This window comes from Desulfosporosinus youngiae DSM 17734, from assembly GCF_000244895.1.
GTDB classification, from domain to species: Bacteria; Bacillota; Desulfitobacteriia; order Desulfitobacteriales; family Desulfitobacteriaceae; genus Desulfosporosinus; species Desulfosporosinus youngiae.
Map to the genome: position 1 here is coordinate 1,864,795 of NZ_CM001441.1, position 20,019 is coordinate 1,884,813.

The 20,019-nt window shown below is 43.1% G+C and carries 23 protein-coding genes; 13 read left to right on the plus strand and 10 right to left on the minus strand.

Going from position 1 to position 20,019, the window contains the following annotated elements:
* Positions 1–137 precede the first annotated feature (137 nt).
* Positions 138–1,502 carry an MATE family efflux transporter gene (locus DESYODRAFT_RS08740; protein ID WP_007781955.1) on the minus strand — a complete coding sequence of 455 codons (1,365 nt, stop codon included), beginning with the start codon at positions 1,500–1,502 and terminating at the stop codon, positions 138–140.
* 370 nt (positions 1,503–1,872) lie between these two features.
* Here DESYODRAFT_RS08740 and DESYODRAFT_RS08745 point away from each other — a divergent pair, with 370 nt between their 5' ends.
* The 8 genes from DESYODRAFT_RS08745 (at position 1,873) to DESYODRAFT_RS08775 (ending at position 9,131) form a co-directional block, all read left to right on the plus strand.
* Positions 1,873–2,238 carry a BlaI/MecI/CopY family transcriptional regulator gene (locus DESYODRAFT_RS08745; protein ID WP_007781956.1) on the plus strand — a complete coding sequence of 122 codons (366 nt, stop codon included), beginning with the start codon at positions 1,873–1,875 and terminating at the stop codon, positions 2,236–2,238.
* Positions 2,235–4,418: a M56 family metallopeptidase gene (locus DESYODRAFT_RS26600; protein WP_083842141.1), complete on the plus strand. Its 2,184-nt coding sequence runs from the start codon at positions 2,235–2,237 to the stop codon at positions 4,416–4,418. The genes DESYODRAFT_RS08745 and DESYODRAFT_RS26600 overlap by 4 nt, the downstream gene beginning before the upstream one ends.
* A gap of 476 nt (positions 4,419–4,894) precedes the next feature.
* Complete coding sequence (locus DESYODRAFT_RS29090; RefSeq protein WP_242833574.1) at positions 4,895–4,996, plus strand: putative holin-like toxin; 102 nt, start codon at positions 4,895–4,897, stop codon at positions 4,994–4,996.
* 829 nt (positions 4,997–5,825) lie between these two features.
* Positions 5,826–6,356 (plus strand): YfiT family bacillithiol transferase, encoded by a 531-nt coding sequence (locus tag DESYODRAFT_RS08760; RefSeq protein WP_007781958.1) that lies wholly within the window; start codon positions 5,826–5,828, stop codon positions 6,354–6,356.
* A 67-nt stretch (positions 6,357–6,423) separates the two neighbouring features.
* Positions 6,424–7,275 (plus strand): diaminopimelate epimerase, encoded by an 852-nt coding sequence (gene dapF / locus DESYODRAFT_RS08765; RefSeq protein WP_007781961.1) that lies wholly within the window; start codon positions 6,424–6,426, stop codon positions 7,273–7,275.
* 122 nt (positions 7,276–7,397) lie between these two features.
* On the plus strand, positions 7,398–7,532 hold the full coding sequence (locus tag DESYODRAFT_RS29515) for a hypothetical protein (protein WP_007781963.1): 135 nt from the start codon (positions 7,398–7,400) through the stop codon (positions 7,530–7,532).
* Between the two features lie 269 nt (positions 7,533–7,801).
* A complete protein-coding gene (locus DESYODRAFT_RS08770; RefSeq protein ID WP_007781966.1) occupies positions 7,802–8,314 on the plus strand; it encodes a hypothetical protein in 513 nt (170 codons plus the stop codon).
* A gap of 181 nt (positions 8,315–8,495) precedes the next feature.
* Positions 8,496–9,131 carry an EcsC family protein gene (locus tag DESYODRAFT_RS08775; protein ID WP_007781969.1) on the plus strand — a complete coding sequence of 212 codons (636 nt, stop codon included), beginning with the start codon at positions 8,496–8,498 and terminating at the stop codon, positions 9,129–9,131.
* A 316-nt stretch (positions 9,132–9,447) separates the two neighbouring features.
* Here DESYODRAFT_RS08775 and DESYODRAFT_RS08780 read toward each other — a convergent pair whose 3' ends face one another.
* Positions 9,448–10,614, minus strand: coding sequence for an IS91 family transposase (locus DESYODRAFT_RS08780; RefSeq protein WP_007781972.1), 1,167 nt, complete (start codon positions 10,612–10,614; stop codon positions 9,448–9,450).
* Positions 10,607–11,470, minus strand: a complete 864-nt coding sequence (locus DESYODRAFT_RS08785; RefSeq protein ID WP_007781978.1) for a tyrosine-type recombinase/integrase — start codon at positions 11,468–11,470, stop codon at positions 10,607–10,609. Before DESYODRAFT_RS08785 ends, DESYODRAFT_RS08780 begins: the two co-directional genes overlap by 8 nt.
* Positions 11,471–12,242: 772 nt before the next feature.
* Here DESYODRAFT_RS08785 and DESYODRAFT_RS28055 point away from each other — a divergent pair.
* Entirely contained in the window at positions 12,243–12,410 is a 168-nt protein-coding gene (locus tag DESYODRAFT_RS28055) for a hypothetical protein (protein WP_007781984.1), read from the plus strand.
* 102 nt (positions 12,411–12,512) lie between these two features.
* On the opposite strand, the gene DESYODRAFT_RS08795 is transcribed toward DESYODRAFT_RS28055, so the two are convergent.
* The gene (locus DESYODRAFT_RS08795; RefSeq protein WP_007781986.1) at positions 12,513–12,752 is read right to left on the minus strand and encodes a DUF2922 domain-containing protein; all 240 of its coding nucleotides are present in this window, start codon (positions 12,750–12,752) and stop codon (positions 12,513–12,515) included.
* Between the two features lie 33 nt (positions 12,753–12,785).
* Complete coding sequence (locus tag DESYODRAFT_RS08800; RefSeq protein ID WP_007781988.1) at positions 12,786–13,010, minus strand: DUF1659 domain-containing protein; 225 nt, start codon at positions 13,008–13,010, stop codon at positions 12,786–12,788.
* A gap of 85 nt (positions 13,011–13,095) precedes the next feature.
* On the opposite strand from DESYODRAFT_RS08800, the gene DESYODRAFT_RS28060 reads away from it, so the two are divergent.
* Positions 13,096–13,263 (plus strand): hypothetical protein, encoded by a 168-nt coding sequence (locus tag DESYODRAFT_RS28060; protein ID WP_157137140.1) that lies wholly within the window; start codon positions 13,096–13,098, stop codon positions 13,261–13,263.
* The gene (locus DESYODRAFT_RS08810; RefSeq protein ID WP_007781990.1) at positions 13,253–14,164 is read left to right on the plus strand and encodes a DUF3102 domain-containing protein; all 912 of its coding nucleotides are present in this window, start codon (positions 13,253–13,255) and stop codon (positions 14,162–14,164) included. Before DESYODRAFT_RS28060 ends, DESYODRAFT_RS08810 begins: the two co-directional genes overlap by 11 nt.
* A gap of 564 nt (positions 14,165–14,728) precedes the next feature.
* Here the strand turns inward: DESYODRAFT_RS08810 and DESYODRAFT_RS08815 are convergent.
* The 5 genes from DESYODRAFT_RS08815 to DESYODRAFT_RS29095 form a co-directional block, all read right to left on the minus strand.
* On the minus strand, positions 14,729–15,070 hold the full coding sequence (locus tag DESYODRAFT_RS08815; RefSeq protein ID WP_007781996.1) for a hypothetical protein: 342 nt from the start codon (positions 15,068–15,070) through the stop codon (positions 14,729–14,731).
* 68 nt (positions 15,071–15,138) lie between these two features.
* Positions 15,139–15,360 (minus strand): DUF5348 domain-containing protein, encoded by a 222-nt coding sequence (locus tag DESYODRAFT_RS08820; protein ID WP_242833471.1) that lies wholly within the window; start codon positions 15,358–15,360, stop codon positions 15,139–15,141.
* A 4-nt stretch (positions 15,361–15,364) separates the two neighbouring features.
* Positions 15,365–16,126: an IS21-like element helper ATPase IstB gene (gene istB / locus DESYODRAFT_RS08825; protein WP_007782005.1), complete on the minus strand. Its 762-nt coding sequence runs from the start codon at positions 16,124–16,126 to the stop codon at positions 15,365–15,367.
* The gene (locus DESYODRAFT_RS08830; protein WP_242833576.1) at positions 16,126–17,130 is read right to left on the minus strand and encodes a Mu transposase domain-containing protein; all 1,005 of its coding nucleotides are present in this window, start codon (positions 17,128–17,130) and stop codon (positions 16,126–16,128) included. Before DESYODRAFT_RS08830 ends, istB begins: the two co-directional genes overlap by 1 nt.
* Positions 17,127–17,561 carry a helix-turn-helix domain-containing protein gene (locus DESYODRAFT_RS29095; protein WP_242833578.1) on the minus strand — a complete coding sequence of 145 codons (435 nt, stop codon included), beginning with the start codon at positions 17,559–17,561 and terminating at the stop codon, positions 17,127–17,129. The genes DESYODRAFT_RS08830 and DESYODRAFT_RS29095 overlap by 4 nt, the downstream gene beginning before the upstream one ends.
* 106 nt (positions 17,562–17,667) lie before the next feature.
* On the opposite strand from DESYODRAFT_RS29095, the gene DESYODRAFT_RS08835 reads away from it, so the two are divergent.
* Together DESYODRAFT_RS08835 and DESYODRAFT_RS08840 are read left to right on the plus strand one after the other, a co-directional pair.
* A complete protein-coding gene (locus DESYODRAFT_RS08835; protein ID WP_007782008.1) occupies positions 17,668–18,516 on the plus strand; it encodes a VanW family protein in 849 nt (282 codons plus the stop codon).
* 177 nt (positions 18,517–18,693) lie between these two features.
* A complete protein-coding gene (locus DESYODRAFT_RS08840; protein WP_007782009.1) occupies positions 18,694–19,938 on the plus strand; it encodes a serpin family protein in 1,245 nt (414 codons plus the stop codon).
* Positions 19,939–20,019: the final 81 nt, after the last annotated feature.

Below are 20,019 nucleotides of genomic sequence, written 5' to 3' on the forward strand. Positions count from 1 at the left end.
TGGAAAGTGGTTGATTAAAATTAATTTGTATCAGTGAAAGGCGTCCTTCTCTCACTTTTATAGTGAGAGAAGGACGCTTCTTGTTACCTGTACCCACTTTGAATTTTGAGAATTGAAGAGTTTTTACAAAATCACCTTCAGGACTGTTCCACCGGCTTAGAGGTACTTTTGGGGAGATTTCTCATCTCAAACAGGATAACTGTAACTGTAATCAGAACAGACAAAGTATCTGCTATTGGAGCTGTTCTCCATACTCCCTCGATTCCCCAAAAGCGAGGAAGAATGATCAGGAGCGGGATGAACAACAATACCTGGCGGGAAAGACTCAGCAGAGTGGATTGAACAGGTTTGCCCACGGCTTGAAAGTAACTGGAACAGAGAATTTGGACACCGATGAGGGGAAGAAGGGCAAAGAATGTCAGCATCGCATGGACAGTAAGCTCGGTAAGCGGCAGATCCCCCTTGCTGAAAAGCCCCACAATTTGATCAGGCCAGATCAGAATAACGATAAAGCCGGTCACGGCCATAATGGTACTGACAAACACTGATTTCTTTAAAGTTTCTTTAACCCGGTCATATTGTTTTGCACCATAGTTAAAGCCGATTAAAGGCTGAGCACCCTGGCTGATACCAACAATGGGCATGAATATTAATGTAGCAATACTCATAATAATCCCAACGGCAGAAAGGGCCAGGTCTCCGCCATAGACCATCAGAGTTTTGTTCAAAATCGTTTGTTGAACGCTGTTGGCGATCTGCATGGCAAAGGGAGCAAATCCGATTGAAAGAATACCCAGGACAATAGGCAATTGGGGCTTGAGATTTCTCAAGTAGATTTTAATCGTACTGCGGCCTGAAAGATAATAACCAAGAACGAAAAGCGCGGATATAGTTTGACCGCAAATCGAAGCTAAAGCAGAGCCTTTAATACCTAAACCGAGTTTAAAGATAAAAATGTAGTTTAAGATCGTGTTGATTACTGCACCAATGATCTGAGTCAGCATAGCATAGCGGGGGTTTCCTTCGGCCCGAATGAAGTTGTTCATACCAAAGGCAATCGAACCGGAGACTGAACCCAACATAATGATATGAGTAAAATCACGGGCATAGGGCAAAACTGCTTCACTGGCTCCGAACAACTTCAGGATGGGATCGGTGAAAGCCAGATAAAGTGCTGCCAGCAGGAGCGGAAGTAAAATGAGCAAGACAGTGGCATTGCCGGCGATCTTTTCAGCTTCTTCTTTCTTTTGTTCGCCAAGGCGGATAGAAATGAGGGCTGTGGCTCCGATGGCAATCAACATGGACGTTGCCATCATGATGATCATAATCGGAAATGCCACCGTTGTGGCGGCAATCCCTACAGATCCCACACCTTGACCGACAAAAATCCGGTCGACAATATTATAAAGGGCATTGACCAGCATTGCGATGATCGCCGGCAAGGAAAATTTCCAAAGAAGTTTACTGATCTTTTCGTCGCGCATTTCTAAATTCTTATTCATAATGTAGCTCCTCTAAATTTTTTTCATATCGAGCCGCTTACCGATTTCAGTTAAGGTCAGGTAATCATGCTGATAAAGAACGCTGATAATTTTACCGTGATTTTTTTTATCCAGGATGGTGCCAAAGACTCCTGCTCAGGAAGTTCCCAACAGTAAAAACTGCATTGTTGCATTAAGGCAAGAGATTAATAGTTAGAATTCTCACCTTTTAACTAAGTTATTGTATATGAAAAGTGACCTGGAATCAATTGCAATTGTAATAAATTGACGGTTGGCGCGGCGAATTTAGTATTTAAAACTTGATTGAAAACGTTTGTCTATTATGATAGACTGATGTTGTCTATTGGAATAGACGAAAGTGAGGAGGATTATGGAACAATATAAACTGTTTGATGCGGAATTTAAGTTTATGTGCATCGTTTGGGAAGCAGAGCCGCTCAGTGCCCGAAGGCTTACCGAGCTGTGTCAGGAGAGGTTGGGCTGGAAAAGAACCACTACATATACAGTACTGCGCAAGCTGAGCGACCGTGGAATCCTGCAGAATGTGAATTCCCAGGTTTCCACGATTATCAAACGGGAGCAAGTTCAAAAATATGAGAGTGAAACGGTTGTTGAAAAAGCCTTCAATGGTTCTTTGCCCAAATTCATCGCCGCTTTCCTTGATGATAAGACGCTTTCCGCCGAGGAAGCAGAAGAGATGAAGCGCCTTATTGACCGTCATAAGGAGGCTAGATGATGGGCATATTTTATGAAGATGCGTTTATGACCGTGCTCAATATGAGTGTGACAGCCAGTTATGTGGCGCTGGCTGTGCTGGCTGCCCGTTTCCTTCTGCGCAAGGCACCTAAACTATTTTCCTATGCCCTTTGGTCGATTGTACTTTTCCGGCTGATTTGCCCTGTCAGCTTTTCCTCTGGTTTTAGTTTATTGGGGCTTATCGGTTCCAACCACGTCGATAATACCTTTTCTGCTGCTCAGTATATTCCCCGTAAAATCGGGCTGATGGCTGTTCCTCAGGTGAATACGGGAATAGACAGTGTGAACGCCGGAATCAATGCCGTACTGCCTGCGGCAACTCCCTATGCCAGCGTCAACCCGATGCAGGTTTGGATTTCTTTGGCCGGTCTGGTCTGGCTGACCGGGATAGTGGTTTTGCTTGGTTATGCCATCTTTTCTTATCAGCGCTTATTGAGCCGGATCAGCACCGCGACTTGGGTCGAAGATAACATTTACGAAACGGACTTAATTCAAACGCCTTTTGTCTGTGGCTTTATCAAGCCCAGGATCTATCTGCCTCTCAGGATCACAGGGCGTGAGCGGGAATACATCATACGCCATGAGCAGGTTCATATCAAACGCCTGGATTATATCATTAAACCCTTAGCCTATTTTGCCTTGGTGATCCACTGGTTCAATCCGCTGATCTGGGTCTGTTTCTCTTTGTTCACTAAGGATATGGAGATGTCCTGTGATGAACGGGTTGTGGAAAGGGCGGAGAACGGAGAAGTCATCAGCTACAGCTCCTCATTGCTGGCTTTAGCGGCTCAGAAGAAAATGCCCAGACCAACCCCTTTGGCTTTTGGGGAAAGCAATGTGAAAGCCCGGATTAAAAATATCCTCAACTACCGCAAGCCATCCTTTTGGGCTTTAAGTGTTTCCGCTATTGCCCTCTTGATTTTGGTAGTGGTGCTTATCTCCAACCCACTGAGCAGACAAAACACATCGGACCTTCAAGCCGCCGCTTCTTCGTATAATGTTGAGTATTTGCTGAACAACAAAACCCCCTATGTGGGAAATAACTCAAAGGTGGGTGCCCTGCTCAATGGGTTGCCCCTGCCCGAGGGGATAACCCGAGGCAGCTTCGTATTGTCAACGGATAATCCTCCCTATGGCTTGACGTCTTACTACGATCTGGAAGATGATGCTCTTGAGGTTAGTGAAGATCAGTTCTTGAGAAACTCTATCCTGCTTTTTGCCCTGATCGATAATCTGGATCAGGTGACCCATACCGGGTTCTGGCATAATAAACTGCTTTCTTCCACACCCTTTCAATTCAGCTATACCCGTGCTGATGCTGAGCGGGTGGCCGGTGGGGATGTGAGGCAGTTTGCCAAGGATCAAAGGAGCTTGGAAGAGCTGATCGAGGTGGTCAAGCTGCTGGGTTCGGATACAACACAAGCCCAAGCTACAATGAAAGGCTTGGAACTCTATGTTTGGCGCAATCCGGAGCTAACCGGCAGCAATGCTATCTACTACACCCTTCTTCAGGGGACGAACCGCAATAAAACGGCGGAGGAGATTTATGATCTGACGGCGGCTACCACCAGTATCGAAGATATACGCCGCGAACTGGCCAAATACGGAACCATTGATGTTTTGGTCAGCCATCCCCTGGAAATCTCTAAGCAAGAGATGATGGAAATCGTGGATCAAATGAAAGTAAAAAACGGCTCAATTGCTGCGGGGGTAAGGTGGTTTGAGCAAAACCCTCTTTCTGAAAAAACCAGGGTGATATCCCCAATTGCCGAACTGAGGCATTTAACGGAGAAGGAATATCTGGAAGTAGGTACTTCAGAGATAGAAAATCCCTCAATCGATGATTTTCGCAGGCTGGATCTGACGCTTAAAGTGCAAGGGCTTGATGACAGGAAACTAAGTTTTCCTGAAGACCGGCAAATAACTGATGTGCTGACACCTGAGGTACATTGGTTCTCCAGCAGTTTTAGTCAGGATAATTCCTCTGAAAATTTCGCTCACTATTCTGCTGAGATTGTTGTCTATATCAGAGAGATTGGGGAAAATGGCTTGCGGGACAGACTGAAGAATTTGAATATCGATGTGGCCTATACCAACCAACAAGGGGAGAGGGTTGAACAGAGCTATAATCTGGGGGATATTCTGGTGGTTATAGAATAAAGAGGAGACTGCCGGCAGGGTTTTCCTTTACTTGCGCGTTTGGCAGCTAAACACTGCTCTCCTGAAGGAAGACCGGAATGCGACGATGGCCATGCCCTTATATTCGATGGACTCGATCAAGAAACTACACTGCTTGGTTTCGTGGTGACGAAAAGAGCATTACGACACAAAGGATATGTCTGCCCGAAATCAGGAGTTAAACTAATAAATGGGAGTTTTGAAGGATATCTAATGTCTATGAACTACTTTTATTTCCAATTATGGAATCTCTTCTAGCTCTTTGACGTTGCTGTTTGACTAAAAACTGGTGTTTTTGAACAGCCTCTTTAAGAGATTAAGCAAGTATGGATGCGATGTAAGTAATTAGTATATTCGTTAAATTTGGTCAAATGAGCTCAAAAACGTGATATAATAGGCTTGTACAACTAAATAGGGAGCAGGGTGGGCGGCTAATCCCCGTGGAAGGGGGTGATGCCATGGATAAGATGTATCAAACGCTTTCTTTGATGATTGCATTTGCAACTTTGGTTGTTTTGATACTTCAATTTGCGTTTAAAATAACGCAAAAGAAAAAGTAGCCCATCCCTGACCGGCAGCTACTTTTTCCGTACCCCTATGGTCGCCCACTTTGCGACTGGTTGTGCAGGCTAGGACGCGGTAACGTCCTAGCTTTATTTATATTCGAGTTCTTATGAATTAATTATATATCCCTTTAAGAGATTGAGCAAGTACTGAAGACAAAAGTAGCCTGCCCTGAGAAGTAGCTACTTTTTCGGCAAGATCCATTTATAAGTCCGCTCATTTTGCGGATGGTTGAACGGGAGCGCGGTATGTTTGTTGTGTATCGTGCTCTTTCTTAATATGTTGGCTGATATTGTCTACTGAGGCAACGGGCACGAACCGCGCAAGAAAAAGTGGAACAGCTCAGGTTCACTTTCCGATGTAGGTAGGGGCTTTTTTGTTTTATGACTCCGTTCGCCAAATTTTATACAAGCGTTGTGCAATAATGAAAGAGGGAGCGCAGGGGTGGCTTGCAGTGGAGCCATAGAAGTACCGCTTCCCTAAACTAAAGAATAAGACTGGACCCGATCAAAAGTAACCTGAAATGGTATTCAGTTAGTTAGAATATTGTAGTGCTTTGTCTATTAGGCGAAGTTGGTAATGAATATGGACGTTAAGAATGAATTTTTATATGGCATAAATGATTGTGGCATATTCGTAAGACGTACCGAAATAAAGTAAATTTGTTTTGAAAAAGGGGAAATCTTCGAAATTAACTTCGGGTATTTCCCAAAATAGTAGGAATACCCGAACTAAATATTCGGGAATCCCGTAGTTATGTGTCATGCCTATTTCGGGGTAGGTTTGCCAGACGAGAATTATAGGATGAAGAGGAGGTTGCGTTAAATGGACGAGCTTAAATATCCTATTGGTCAATTTAATTTTTCTGAAGAGGTCAGTGACGTGCAAATTCCAGGCTTAGTTGCACACATAGAGGCACTGCCAGATTTACTTTTAAAATCCATTGGAGGTTTGTCTGAAGAACAATTGAACTGTTCATATAGACCAGCGGGATGGACAATTAGACAAGTGGTTCATCATATTGCTGATAGCCATATGAACGGGTACGTTAGGTTTAAATTGGCGCTTACAGAAGATTGTCCCACAATCAAACCATACGACGAGGCCCAATGGGCCGAACTAGAGGATGCTGTGAATATGCCGGTCGATGTTTCTCTAAGACTTGTCGAATCGTTACACAAAAGATGGGTTCGATTAATAAGATCATTGTCCAGTACGCAACTAGACTCTGAATTTCGTCACCCTGATATCGGAAACGTCAGTCTCAAAAAGGCTACTAGTCTTTACGCTTGGCACGGTAATCATCATCTAGGACACATAAACACCTTCAAAAAGAAGATCGGGCTAGAAATATAGAGTGGGCACAACACATAACAGCTATCGGAAAAGGTGTTTGTGGTCAATTGATAGAGGGGGTTAATACGTGAAAGTAGATTATGTAAAATACCATGCGTTGGGTAACGACTATATAGTTATCGATCCCAATAGAACCAGGCTTAATTTAACTAAGGAGAATATTGAACTGATTTGTCATCGGAATTTTGGAATAGGATCAGACGGGATTTTATATGGACCAATCCTTGATAGCGGTAGCATGAAGCTAAGGATTCTAAATCCTGACGGTAGTGAAGCCGAGAAAAGTGGAAACGGAATCCGTATCTTTTCAAGGTATCTTTTTGATCAGGGCTATATCAACACGAACAGGTTCACTTTGGACACCTTGGGTGGGAAGGTACTTGTTACTATACTAGATGGAAAAGGTGAATTAATAAGAGTAGACATGGGGGCCGTAACCTTTTTGAGTGAATCCATCCCAGTGGCAGGACTTTCCCGCGAGGTTGTGGATGAAGTCTTAGAATTGGATAAAGGTTCGTTTAGGATTACGTGTCTATCGATAGGTAATCCACATTGCGTGTTTCCCATGGATATGATTTCAGAGGGGCTAGCCAAAGAATTAGGACCTGTTATTGAAACCCATCCGATGTTCCCCAATCGGATAAATATTCAATTTCTAAAGATCCTTGACAGAAAGAATATTAGAATTGAGATTTGGGAACGGGGAGCTGGTTATACTTTGGCATCTGGCAGTAGTAGCTGTGCGGCAGCAAGCGCTGCATTTAAGTTAGGTTTAGTTGATCACCAGGTGAAGGTGCACATGCCTGGTGGAGTCATTGACATAGACATTAATCCTGACGGACATGTTCACATGACCGGTTCGGTTTCTAGTGTCACAAGTGGTACATTTTCAGACGAAATGTGGCAGCGTTTGGGGTAAAGCTGTTACGCCATATATACAGAGGGTTTCGCGACATCGGAGATAATATGAATGTAGTAACCCGACGTCGCAAACCCTCGGGACGTTATCTGCAATCCTAGCATTTTTATGGAGGACAATTTATGATAGAGATGTTTTACCAAGGAGGATTTTTTAAAGATAAGTGGGATGTAGTAAATTTTTATGATGATTCAGTAGGTATGCTAAAACTTGAGAAGGATGCCATGCGTTGTATGTACCATATAAGGTTGTTATAGGAATCAAAAATCTTTCCTGATTTCCATTTGACAAGGACAAATTATTTTAATGCAACCCTAATGAATCAGAAACTAAGAATATCAATGTACGCTATGTATACTCCGCTTAATAAGAATATCTAAAATGTGAGCTTGATTGGACGTGGGTGTTAGCTAACGCTACCCCTCCTTTTAGATGTGCCAAAACAATGTAATGACTGGCATTAAATTATGTAGCATACTAAATTAAGGTAATTGCTGGGAATAAACTAATTACAAGGAGAAGTAATATGATAAAAAATTGGGCTAAGCTCATCATTATTTTATTAATTATTACCAATCTAATATTTATTTCTACAACCGTTTTTTATAAAAGAATAATTGACAATCAAGTATTCAAAGTATATACATTCGAAGGAGAAAGTAATGATATTCGATTAAGTAATGGTATTATTATTATCTCTTCTGGTAAACAGATTGTTAACGGTGGTCAAATACAGTATGTAGGCAACAAATTAGGAAATATAAAGTCTTATTCCAAGACTATTTATCTGGATAAACAAGGGAGTCAGCAACCTGTCTTATCTAACACTGTATTGAATTATAATAGCATCACGGGGATGACGTTTCCTGATGAGTTATCACTAAATAGAGCTATTGGAGAAATAAGTAGCGAGGAACTGTTTAGTGATAAAGACATTAATGCTTTTAAAGACAACCTTTATTTTTCTCTTACCTACACACAAGATGACGGTAACCCTAAAAATTTTATAGTTAAACTTAGTGTAAAAAAAATCCTATGAATTGAATGATATTGTTCGCTTTTCGAACTGTACTGGTAATTAACGGAATATTATAATTATTCTTAAATTTGTTACAGTGCTTCCCACTTACTGAACCTCCCATTATCTATATACCCGTTAATCTAATAATCGGGAGTTCAATAGTAATCATGATAAAAATAATCTTAAAGGTGGATAAGTTATGAACAAACTAAAGCTGCCGACAAGTAGTAGTGATTTACAAAATGCACTAGAACACGTATTGGATTATGTAATATCAACAGACCATCTAACTATTGAGGCTTATGTAGAAAAACTACTTGAACAAAACAAAGGTATTAGTTGTGATGAATTAGCAAAAAAAATATTGCATAGAAAATCTATAAAGAATGGATTTATAGGTGCAGCTACGGGTCTTGGCGGATTAATTACTTTGCCCGTTACTATTCCGGCTGATTTAATTTGTTCATGGAGAATTCAGGCATCGATGGCTTTTTCTATTTCGTATGTATATGGGCATACAAAGGATACTACTGATTTAAAAACGGATTTATATTTGATTCTTGCTGGAGATTCTGCTAAGGAAGCCTTGAAAAAAATCGGTATTGAGGCCTCAAAGGCTATAACTAAAAAGGCAGTGGAAAAATATATAACTAAAGATATTATGCTGAAAATATGGAGTGTGGTAGGAAGAAAAGTTATTACTAAAGCAGGTGAAAAGTCTTTGACTAGTTTTATGAAAATGGTACCTTTAGTTGGTGCACCGGTTGGTTTTTCATTTGATTGGGCTGCAACACAAGCTGTAGGAAAATTTGCAATAAAATATTATAAGGGATAATTTGTACATTATTTGAAATTCTCATTATCCTTAGCAAATTATCCGGAGTTAGGCGTAAAAAAGCTCAAGCCCAAATTAGAGCCTGAGTATATAAATACACATATCTAGGGGAACCGATTCTTGCCTAACTTTGGATAATTACGATAGCACGAAACCGCCGGGAAAAGCACATCAGTATGGGGATTGAATAGTATTCTCCTGTCTAGTTTTGAGAACTGTTACGGAATCAGCGTTAAGACGCAATAACTACTATGAAAAATCAACATCAAATATGGCAACATAGACATAGTTCCCCCCTCCCCATAACAGGGCACTTTTAAGAGTTTGTAATTTTTATGGCGGCAGGAGGAGATTTACCAAAGTCCATAAATCGCTTTAGTTTGTCCGATCCACAGTGGGGACATTTGGACAAATCCAGTCCTGTGAGTTTTTGGATAAGCTGAAGATTGGAAGCCTCTTCTTTAATTAGAACTGGCGTATTAGTAAGCTGTTTGCAAATTTTCAGTTTGGTAGTCCTGTTACGATTGCCAAGCAAGCCATAATGTCTAATCTTCATAAAACGGCTTGGCAAAATATGAATAAGAAATCTGCGGATGAACTCATCAGCAGAAACAGTCATTAGCTTATGCTTGCTGCTATCTTTGTAATCCCGCCATTTGAAGGCAATGTTACCGTTTTCCATACTGACGATACGCTTGTTGGATATAGCCACTCTGTGAGTATATCGACCCAAATATTCGACAACACAAGAAGCATTTTTAAAAGGAGGTTTACAGTAAACAATCCACTCTTTGCTATAGAGAGGGGAGAGTAACTTTTCAAATTCATGATCGTTGGAAAGATACGATTGACTACCGTGGAATTCAAGCTTATTTTGGCAGTATAGTTGTTTAAGGTAATACAGGAATTTGCCTCTGAATTTTCGAGACAGAACCTTAACAGGGATGAAAAATTTCTTTCTGCTATTAACCCATTTACCAATTGAGGATAATCCACCACCTGGTACAATGCAGTGAATATGCGGGTGGTGCATAAGATTTTGCCCCCACGTATGGAGGACAGAGGTGAAACCAATCTTTGCACCGAGATATTTCTTGTAAGAGGCTAATTCTGCAAGAGTTTCGGCAACCGTCTTAAACAACAGTGTATAAACTGCTTTCTGATTTTGATAGGCCATCAAATTTAGAGTATCTGGAATAGTGAAGACTACATGGAAGTACCCAACGTCAAGCAAATTGCTCTTCTGGTTTTCAATCCAACGTTCTTTCGCAAGAGTTTGACATTTAGGGCAGTGTCTATTACGACAAGAATTGTAAGAAATTCGAGTATGCCCACAACTATCACAAACGTCCATATGACCGCCTAACTGTGACGATCGACATTTTTGAATGGCAGACATCGCTTTATGCTGCACCAGAGTGAGCTTATGGTTGTTTCGATAGTCAGTGCCGTAGTTTAGGAAGATATCTTGAACTTCAACCATTAGGCTTTTCCAATTCAACGAGCAGATCAAGAGGGCTTGTTACATTTAGAGATTCAATCTTAAGTAAATGCAAATAGAAGCATGTAGTGCTGATATCTGAGTGCCCAAGTAGCTGCTTAATGTGGAAGATACTTATGCCTGATTCAAGTAAGTGGGTGGCAAAACTGTGCCGCAGGCTATGGACAGTCACGTTTTTGGTGATTTTTGATTTGTTGATATATTTATGAAAAACATTTTGTACAGCTTTGGAAGTCATGTGTGTGCCAGTCTTGTTCCTGCTGTAAAAAAGCCATTCTTTCGGGCGATATGCCTTCCAGTAATCTCTAAGAATTTCAAGATTAGCTTGTGAAAGTAGAGCATATCTATCTTTGCTGCCTTTAGCATTACGAATGAAAAGCTGCATTTTTTGACTATGAATATCTGAGACTTTAAGGGAAGCCACTTCACTAAGGCGAAGTCCTGCACCATAGATGGTCATTAGAATACATTTATCTCTCAAATTATCACAAGCCTTGAAAAGGGTTTGAATTTCCTGTTGAGTAAGGATATCAGGGAATTTGCGTTGTTTACGGTGACGAGGGATTTGCTTGATGTTTAAATTAATATCCAACGTTACGCCATACAAAAAGCGGAGACCGCTATTATAGGAATTTACCGATCCAGAAGCGAGACCTTTTTCTGTAGTGAGATAGTGGAGGAACTTTCTAATGTCCTGCTCACCTAACTCAGTAGCAGGTCTATCAAAGTACTCCTGAAAGATTTTAGCTTTGGTATAATACTCATCTTGGGTATTCTTGCTTAACCCCCTGAGTTCTACATCGAATTTCAGCTTTTCCAGAACTTCTTCTTTGGTCATAATAGAACATCTCCTTTAATCTAAATTAGCTCTAATTGTAAAGGAGAGTAATAAAAAAGGAACTGATTATTATATCAGTTCAGCAACAGGCATCTTAAAATTACGGAGACCACCGCGAAGCGGTTTAGTGCTATCCATATTAGTAAAAGAGAAAATATGTTTTACTAACCGGGAAGGAAACAGTGCGTGGCTCAATATGGTATCAAAGAGTCAAGTATCATCAAAAACTGCAGGTTGAACTTCGCGATCTTAAATACTTTGACGCCCGAGTCAGACAAGCCAGTTTTTTCAACACTACCCCTTTCCCATACCTTGCAATCCCCGTCAAAAAAGCTATAATTAGGAATAGGTGGAAATTAAAAAGTCGCCGTGACCTGAAAGTGTTGGCGCACTTCCAGGCACGCGCAGGTGAAACGGCACCTACACGTAACAGACTGTCCACGACGACATTTTTATTATACAATGCTGCCCATTTAAGCACAAGCGAGGTACCCGTGCTATGGGTGAAGCGAGTATAACGGAACGTCGGCGGGGATTAGACTGTGCGGCTTCACGCAGCAGGAGATTAAGCCTATTCCTGACCCGGGCAGCGGAAAGGAACGTTGTGATGGGGCTCAGGTGTTTAGGATTCAGCAAATTACGAAGCATAGCGCATGTGTAGGGTAAATAAAACCTCGCATGCGCTTTTTAATTTCCCCTATAAAAGCAGAGGTTAGGACCGGGTCATGACCCGGAGCCTTGCCGCTGCTTGAAATAGGGGGTATAGAATAAGATGTTGGACTATAAAAAGATGTATTTTCAGCTGGCGGCTAAAGTTACGGATGCCATGGATATTCTTTTAAAAGCACTGCAGGAGGGAGAATCTGAATTCATGAATGAAGAGCCGTTTCCTGGGTTCAAAGTCATTACCATTAAAGATGAAAACCGTGATCCTGAATAGGGAAAGAGGATTCCCCTTGTGAGAGGTTAGCTGCCGGCCAAGAGACCTTGGCCGGCAGTCTAAAGGGTTTCTCTTTTGAGACCCAGGGGGCACTCAGCACTTTTAAGTCTGAGGCGGGTCGAATAAATCATTGATGACGGTATCGATGACCTTCGCATCCTTGGCCCCGGTAATGGTGCCGCTGGTCGTGATTAAAATGTCTTTCGTTATGAGCTTATTCATGACGGTGAGAATTTCAGCCTGGCTCAAATCCTCCCGGGGATTGGGAATCGACAGAGTGAACGTCTTCCCGCCTGCCGTAGTGAAGCTGAGCTTAAGGATTTTATTCGTTGAAATACCCATGGCGCTGCCTCCTTTCTCTGATTGTCGTGCTCCTTATTCTTCCAGCAGCCGGAAGTTCTTTTTCAGCAGGACATCAAGGACCGGATGAAGGGAAAGGCTGAACAAAGCCTGAGCGATTTCATAAAGTGCTTCCTCTGAGGCATCGGACCGCACATAGCTGATGCTTTTTTGGCGGCTCACCGGAGCGCCGGCGGGAGTGGTTCCGTCCTGATAGACTATCACCAGTCCTGAATTCAGAGGTTCAGCAGTAATGGCCATTCAATTCAACTCCTTGTTTTATTGGCAGACCGGATATTCGGCCTGTCTCTGTATCTTATGGTTTTATTTTCCCGGAGGTTACAGCTTGGTTAAAAAACAGGGGAAAGCGGGCATGTCCCAGAACGCGACACGATGTCGCGTTCTGGGACATGCCCGTGCCGGTTGTCACCCTCAGCGGGCGAATCATATGCTATGGTTAGAACCGACAGAAGATTTGCCGGGTGCAGGAGAGGATGGATGGAATGATGGATGAATTGGCAGCTAACCGGACCCCCGTGGTGATTGCCTCGGAGATTAACACCCTAAAGCGGCAGATGGAGAAGATTTTCCTTGTCCATGCCGTCGAAATCGGGCGCAGGCTGAAAGAGGTCCGATCCGTACTTCCCACTGGACAGTGGGGGCAGTGGCTGGAAGCATCGGTCAATTACTCGCCAAGAACAGCCCAGCGTTTCATGCGGCTCTTTGACGCTTACGGAGAACACTTTCTCCTGCCCGTAGCCGGGGAGTCCTCCCAGGATCAGGTGGTGACTCAAGGCGGAGAGGGGATTCGGATTGAGGAAGCGGGCCGGATGCTGCCGCAGCTGACAACGGCGCAAGCTATGATTCTTTTAGGGCTTCCCAAGGAAGAGCGGGTTCAGTTCCTGGTGGAGGCGGATGTGGAAAGCATGAGCGCCCGGGAGCTGAAAGAGGCCGTTGAGCAGCGGCAAGAGGCGCAGAAGGAAAGGGAGCAGGCCGTGGCCGAACGGGATCAGGTCAGACATGAGAGCGCAGTTCTCCGTGAGGATCTGGACAAGGAAAAGGATAAGAGCGCCCGGTTGGCCGGAGAACGGGATAGCCTGAAAGCCGAAACCCATGAGCTAAAGCTGGAGAAAAATAAATTGGAGCAGGCGATCGAAAATAAACAAGCCTCCTACGACAAGCTGAAAGAGCGAACGGGCTACAAAGCCATTAAACAAATGGAGGCGACTTTGAATGAAGCTTATGGCAGGGCTGAGGCCAATAAAATCGCCTTTTTATATGACAATCTCTTCAAGACCTTTAAGGAATTAGCCTATGAAATGACCCGGTTTGCCGGAACAAACCCGGAGCTGCATAACCTATACAAGGAGAAGATCGATGATTTTCTCCACAAGGCCTTGCGGGAGAAGTTCTGATCGGTAAGTAACTCAAGGCTCTGCCCGTTATGTAGATTGAGAAGAAGCGAGTTCAATTTTAAAGCAGGCATGTCCTAAAACGCGACAGGTTGTCGTGTTTGGGGACATGTTTGTTCTCCTTTCCTGCGGATTTCTTTTTATGTCTGATTGGGTTATTTTTACTTTACAGGAAGGACATGAGGAAAAAACGTAGAAATATTTGAGTGGACTGATTTGGCTGATTCTAAAGCTCTCACGAAGAGAAAGATACATTTGAGATGTGGGGAAAAGGATAATATGGCTCGTGTATTTGTCAACCTAAAAGTTGACCACCTTGATAACTTAAAAGTTGACCTACCCTGGCAAAAAAATTAGCGTTAAATACATACGAATGTTAATGACATATTCTTCTTTTGGAGAGAGTGCGCGTGTAAAATCGAAGTGAGGACGTAGTCCGAATGAAGATTTTACACGCGCCGCGAAAAATTCAGCCTCTATCACCAAGGAGAAAGTAAGTTATCCGCCGGAGTAACCCTAGGCTACTAAGCCACCTATCCACAGACAAGACCAAATCAATCTTTGGGGTTACGCATAAACCACTCGCTTATTCCCTTGTGGATAGAATGTACATACCGTTTCGTTCATAGTAATGGAATCCATTTGAGTGTAACAGCCATGACAAGGAAATGAAGGACCATCTAATTGGTCCGGGTCCTCATAAACCCACATGATCTCACCGCATTCGCCACAATGCAGTTCATACGCCTGCTCAAGCTTCTCTTCTTCTACCATCTGAAAGAGTATAGTTTGAATCATTTCCACTTCACAATGCAGCATGCGGGCTATTTCTGCAGGATAAATTGCCGGTACATTATTTTTGAGCAGTATTTGAATTAGATTTTTAAGGTCGCGGTTGAATCGATTCACGTAATTTCCTCCATTTTAACGTATTCAAGCTGGATTAAGATAGGCTTATCTGTTGCCACTAGACGTTCTCACATGCTCACGCTATAAATAGTCGTTGGATGCAACACGAAGGGAGTTTCCTGAACAATGACATACCAGTTAGCATCTAACTCCAATTGGCATGAAAACGTGGTTTTTCCTATATGCAACAGAAAGGATTCTCCACAGTGTAAGGGATACATCCGCTCATTTAATTTGACACACCACTGGTCTTGCTCACGGTTGTAGTGAATCGTCGTCTTTCTACTCACCACTTCACACCTCCTCTGAGCGGCTTAAGCGCTCACGGAATCGGTGTGATTCGCCATCAAACACAAGGATGTGAGAATGGTGGGTCAGTCGATCCAATAGTGCGGTGGTTAAAGCGGGATCTCCAAACACTTCGATCCAGCGGGAAAACTCCAAATTAGAGGTAATAATGAGGCTGCTTCGTTCATAACGCTGAGAAATAAACTGGAAGAGAAGCTTGCCGCCTTCTCCCAAAGGGATATACCCAAGTTCATCAAGAATCACGACATCATATTTGTTCCAGGTTTTCAGATAACGGGGAAGACGGTATTCCGATTCCGCTTGCTGCAACTCCTGGATGAGTTGCATAACCGGTGTAAAACGCACCCGATACCCCTGACGCATAACCTCTATCCCAAGAGCAATGGCTATGTGGCTTTTACCAGTTCCAGATTTTCCGATGCAAAGAACGTTTTCGTGGTGACCGACAAAATCTCCCCCGGCAAGCTGTTCTACCTTCATTTTTGGCAGTTTAGGGATCTTTGTAAATTGAAATTCTTGCAGTGTTTTAAGGACCGGAAATTTGGCCTGCCTAAGTAAGGCTAATTGTTTTTGCTCTTGTTTTCGGGCAACCTCATATTCCAAGCAAGCTGCCAAGAAGCTTAAGTGATCTGAATTCCGTTCAAGAGCATCGCGAACAATGTCTCGATAGTATTGAGCAAGTCCCGGCAACCGTAGTTGCCCACAGGCCAGCTCTATCCGCGCTTCAATAATGGCAGAGGCATCCATTAGATCACCTCCGCTAGAAGTTGATCGTATTTCGTCGCATCATCAATGGTCGTGATGGCTTCTGAATAGACTTGGGGTTGAACATTATCTCCTGATACTATTTGGCGGATAGTATCCGCTGTGATCGTAGATTCACCCAGCAATTCCAACGCTGTGGTCAGTTCGGCAACGGAATAGTCACGCAGCAGAAGCAGAACTTCAAGAAAGTCTTTGTAGCCGCGGCTATGGACCCCGACCATTCGTTCACGTAAACGTCCAAACACTGCCGGGAGCTGCCTCACCACTTTAGCATGGGTGACGGCATGAGGTTTGTGCTGAAGCACGGGTAGGTAATGCAAGATTTCAAGGATAGCTTCACCTCGGGCATAACAGCGAGGATGTGTTGCTACAATTTGGCTAAGATGGATGATGTCTACACGATCCACATACGCTTTGGCTAGAAGCACTTGGCCAGTATACTGGCATGGAACGGAATACTTGTTACGATCGACCGTAACTAAAGCATAAGAATCCACTTTAACGGGTTTTGGCCGTGCAGCGGAGAAGGAGGTGACGGGAAGCGGACGCAGAGCTTTTTGTTCTTCAAGCCATTGATCCATATGCTTCTCTTTCTCTTTTTGGCACCAAGAAAGCAGATGAGCATTCAATTCATCCCATGTCTGAAACGATGGAACTGGAACTAAAGCGCGTTTACGTACATATTTAACAAGAGATTCAACGCTGCCCTTTTCGTTTCCACGACCAGGTCGGGCAAATAAGCTGTTAAAGAGATAGTGAGCCCTCAGACTGGAAAACCAAGTGTGTTCTTCTCGTTCGGGACCTTCAAGGATTTTAACGACCTGAGTAGAGGCATTGTCATACAAGCCTTCTTTACAAACACCTCCAAAATATGCGAAGGCACGATTATGGCCTTCAAGAAAAGCTTCAAGACGTTGGGTTGGGAAAGCGATAACAAACGGTACGCTGCTGTGCTTTAAGCGCATACAGAATAACAAAACTTTCACAAGCTTATTTTTAAATAGATTTGGGCTTCCCCGAAATCGATCTGCATTTGTTCGCCTGGTGCGGCTTCGAGCAAAAGAAAACACTCATTCTTTACATCTTTTAAACTGCGCACGTAGCGTCGGACCGTTGATTCTCCGCCTTTGAATCCATATTCATCATGAAGTCGTTCATAAATACGAGCTGAGGTATGCCGCTGCTTTGGTGGAGCATTTGTATCCATTTCTAAGATGTTTTCTATGACGTCTCGATAAGGATCCATGACCGGACTGGGTTTAGGCTTTTTTCGATGGTACTTCGGTATTTCACCATCCTTTAGCATTTTCCTTACGGTTTGCCTGGAAATCTTCAGTTGTCTACTGAGTTCTCGGATTGACCATCCTTCCAAAAAATGTTTCTTTCTGATATACTCTTTGTCGACCATTCTAAGCATTCCTTCCTCCTGTTTTGCTGATTCTTGGACAAATCGAGCATAACAGGTTAGGGCTCAGGGTGGTCAACTTTTTTGTTAGCAAACCATGTCTAAGTGGTACACTTTTATGTTAGCAGATACAGCTCGTAGGTTGTTAAGCGAAGTACATCCAATATTCTACTTTTTATCGGTATGGTTTCGGAGATTGATCACATACTTAAAGTGGAGCTTTGAAGGCAAAACGTTTTCTTCTCTAAAAAGTACCGAAAAGCTGCCATACCGGGTGAAGAAACATCAGTCGGTACTGATTAGAAAACTCGGTGATACAGACATGCAGTTGCAATATAACAAAGTTAAAAATCTCTCAATAGCCATCGAGCGGATTGATGGCATTATTATACCGCCTGGTGAAACATTTTCTTTTTGCAAACTAGTAGGACTTACAACTAAGCGTAAGGGATATTTGCCAGGTATATTGTTGTCTTGCGGAGAAGCAAAGCCTGGCATTGGCGGTGGTATCTGTCAGATAGCTAACCTAATCCATTGGTTGGTTATTCATAGTCCTTTGACTGTTACTAAACGGTATCATCACAGTTTCGATCCTTTTCCAGATGACAGAAGGGTGCTGCCCTTTGGTAGTGGGGCAACCGTGTTTTATAACTATATAGACTATCAGTTTATGAATTGTACCCCATATACTTTCCAACTAAGACTTTGGCTTTCGGAAAAGTGCTTGGAAGGAGAACTGAGGGTCGATCAGGACCTGGACTTTGCTTATCATGTATTTGAAAAAAACCATCAGTTTTTAAAAATTGGGAATAAATATTTCCGAAAAAATGAACTATGGAGAAATAAAATAATCAGAAGGAAAAGCGGGGAAATATTAGAGACCGAATTAGTAACAAAGAATTTTGCTGAGGTCAAATATGTCCCAGACGTCTATAAGCAGACGGACGAAGTAATTAAAAACGAATAATCAATGAAAGGCTGATCAAAGCAAATCAGGCATTGCTGGTTTTGATAAATTGATTTTTGGTAATGAGAAAATCCATAGCGTCAGGTGGGCAGCTTTTTTTACGTCATAATTATAAGGAAAGGAATTCCAAGAAGTATTTAGTAGGGAGTAAATCTTAATTAAAAGGGAGTTGAGCCCATGAAAAGACGGTTTTGCCTGCCGCTTGCCTTTATTGCGGCAGTAAGCCTGTTGGCAGGGTGTACCGCCGAGCCCGCCCAGTCCGGACAAACTAATCCGGTTCTCAACCAAAGTTTTGATCAAGATAAAATCAGTATGGAAGCTGTCGAAGGGAATTCACGTTTTGCCTTCGATAGTTTCAAACAATTGGACAAAGAGGACCGGGAGCAGAATATCCTTATATCACCTTTAAGCATATCCACCGCCCTGGCCATGACCTACCAGGGAGCCGGAGCTGCGACGAAAGAAGCTATGGCCGGGGTTTTGGGATATACCGGGATTGAAGACGCAAAGCTCAAGGAAAGCTATCGAAACCTGATTCCGTATTTGAACGGACTGGATGACAAGGTGGAATTAAATATCAGCAATTCCTTGTGGGTGAGAGAAGGAGAGGAGATCAAGCAGGATTTCCTGACAGCTAACAAGGATAGCTTCAAGGCTTCCGTGACCCCTCTTGATTTTAGTAAGGCCAATGCCCCGGATCAAATCAATCAATGGGTGTCCGAAGCGACCAATAAAAAAATAGATAAGATCATTAGTTCCCCGATACCTTCAGATACTATCATGTACCTGATCAATGCCATCTACTTCAAGGGGGATTGGGCTGAGCAATTTGACAGCAAGAATACGGTTAAGGCACAATTCAGGGCAGGGAACGGCGGCACCAATGAAGTCATGATGATGAGCAGGACAGGGAACGTTGAATACGGAAAGGGCGACGATTTCCAAGCGGTCCGGCTTCCCTATGGAAGCGGCAAGGCGGCAATGTACTGCATTTTGCCGGAGAAAGACCAAACAATTAATGATTTTATCGCCACGCTGGATACAGGCCGATGGAAGGGGATCAAGGAGAGCATCACGGAGCGGAATGAGGTCAATTTGCAGTTGCCCCGTTTCAAGCTGGAATACGGGATCAAGAATTTAAACGACAGCCTGACAGCCCTCGGGATGGGGGAAGCCTTTACGGATAAAGCCGATTTTTCCGGAATCGGCGATGATGTCTGTATCAGCCGGGTGTTGCACAAGGCGGTCATCGAGGTTAATGAAGAAGGCAGTGAAGCAGCAGCGGCGACCGCAGTGGAAATACGGCCGACGTCTGCAGCGGAACCGCTGGCTTTCATCGCCGACCGGCCGTTTTTATTCGTGATTGCGGATGATCAAACCGGGACCATTTTATTTATGGGCAAGGTGTATGAGGTAAAGTAAATAAATTTTCTCAAATGATAAAAGGCAGCAGTGAATTTGAACTTACTGCTGCCTTCTGTGGTTAAGACGTCATTTTTAAGC

Coding starts and splice junctions, on each gene's coding strand:
- DESYODRAFT_RS28055 (WP_007781984.1), top strand. CDS start 12,243: ATGTTGGACTATAAAAAGATGTATTTTCAGCTGGCGGCTAAAGTTACG.
- DESYODRAFT_RS08785 (WP_007781978.1), bottom strand. CDS start 11,470: ATGACCAAAGAAGAAGTTCTGGAAAAGCTGAAATTCGATGTAGAACTC.
- DESYODRAFT_RS08745 (WP_007781956.1), top strand. CDS start 1,873: ATGGAACAATATAAACTGTTTGATGCGGAATTTAAGTTTATGTGCATC.
- DESYODRAFT_RS08810 (WP_007781990.1), top strand. CDS start 13,253: ATGATGGATGAATTGGCAGCTAACCGGACCCCCGTGGTGATTGCCTCG.
- DESYODRAFT_RS08760 (WP_007781958.1), top strand. CDS start 5,826: ATGGACGAGCTTAAATATCCTATTGGTCAATTTAATTTTTCTGAAGAG.
- DESYODRAFT_RS08780 (WP_007781972.1), bottom strand. CDS start 10,614: ATGGTTGAAGTTCAAGATATCTTCCTAAACTACGGCACTGACTATCGA.
- DESYODRAFT_RS08795 (WP_007781986.1), bottom strand. CDS start 12,752: ATGGGTATTTCAACGAATAAAATCCTTAAGCTCAGCTTCACTACGGCA.
- DESYODRAFT_RS08775 (WP_007781969.1), top strand. CDS start 8,496: ATGAACAAACTAAAGCTGCCGACAAGTAGTAGTGATTTACAAAATGCA.
- DESYODRAFT_RS08740 (WP_007781955.1), bottom strand. CDS start 1,502: ATGAATAAGAATTTAGAAATGCGCGACGAAAAGATCAGTAAACTTCTT.
- DESYODRAFT_RS08835 (WP_007782008.1), top strand. CDS start 17,668: ATGTTAGCAGATACAGCTCGTAGGTTGTTAAGCGAAGTACATCCAATA.
- DESYODRAFT_RS29515 (WP_007781963.1), top strand. CDS start 7,398: ATGATAGAGATGTTTTACCAAGGAGGATTTTTTAAAGATAAGTGGGAT.
- DESYODRAFT_RS08800 (WP_007781988.1), bottom strand. CDS start 13,010: ATGGCCATTACTGCTGAACCTCTGAATTCAGGACTGGTGATAGTCTAT.
- DESYODRAFT_RS29095 (WP_242833578.1), bottom strand. CDS start 17,561: ATGCTTAGAATGGTCGACAAAGAGTATATCAGAAAGAAACATTTTTTG.
- DESYODRAFT_RS08840 (WP_007782009.1), top strand. CDS start 18,694: ATGAAAAGACGGTTTTGCCTGCCGCTTGCCTTTATTGCGGCAGTAAGC.
- istB (WP_007782005.1), bottom strand. CDS start 16,126: ATGGATGCCTCTGCCATTATTGAAGCGCGGATAGAGCTGGCCTGTGGG.
- DESYODRAFT_RS08770 (WP_007781966.1), top strand. CDS start 7,802: ATGATAAAAAATTGGGCTAAGCTCATCATTATTTTATTAATTATTACC.
- DESYODRAFT_RS29090 (WP_242833574.1), top strand. CDS start 4,895: ATGGATAAGATGTATCAAACGCTTTCTTTGATGATTGCATTTGCAACT.
- DESYODRAFT_RS26600 (WP_083842141.1), top strand. CDS start 2,235: ATGATGGGCATATTTTATGAAGATGCGTTTATGACCGTGCTCAATATG.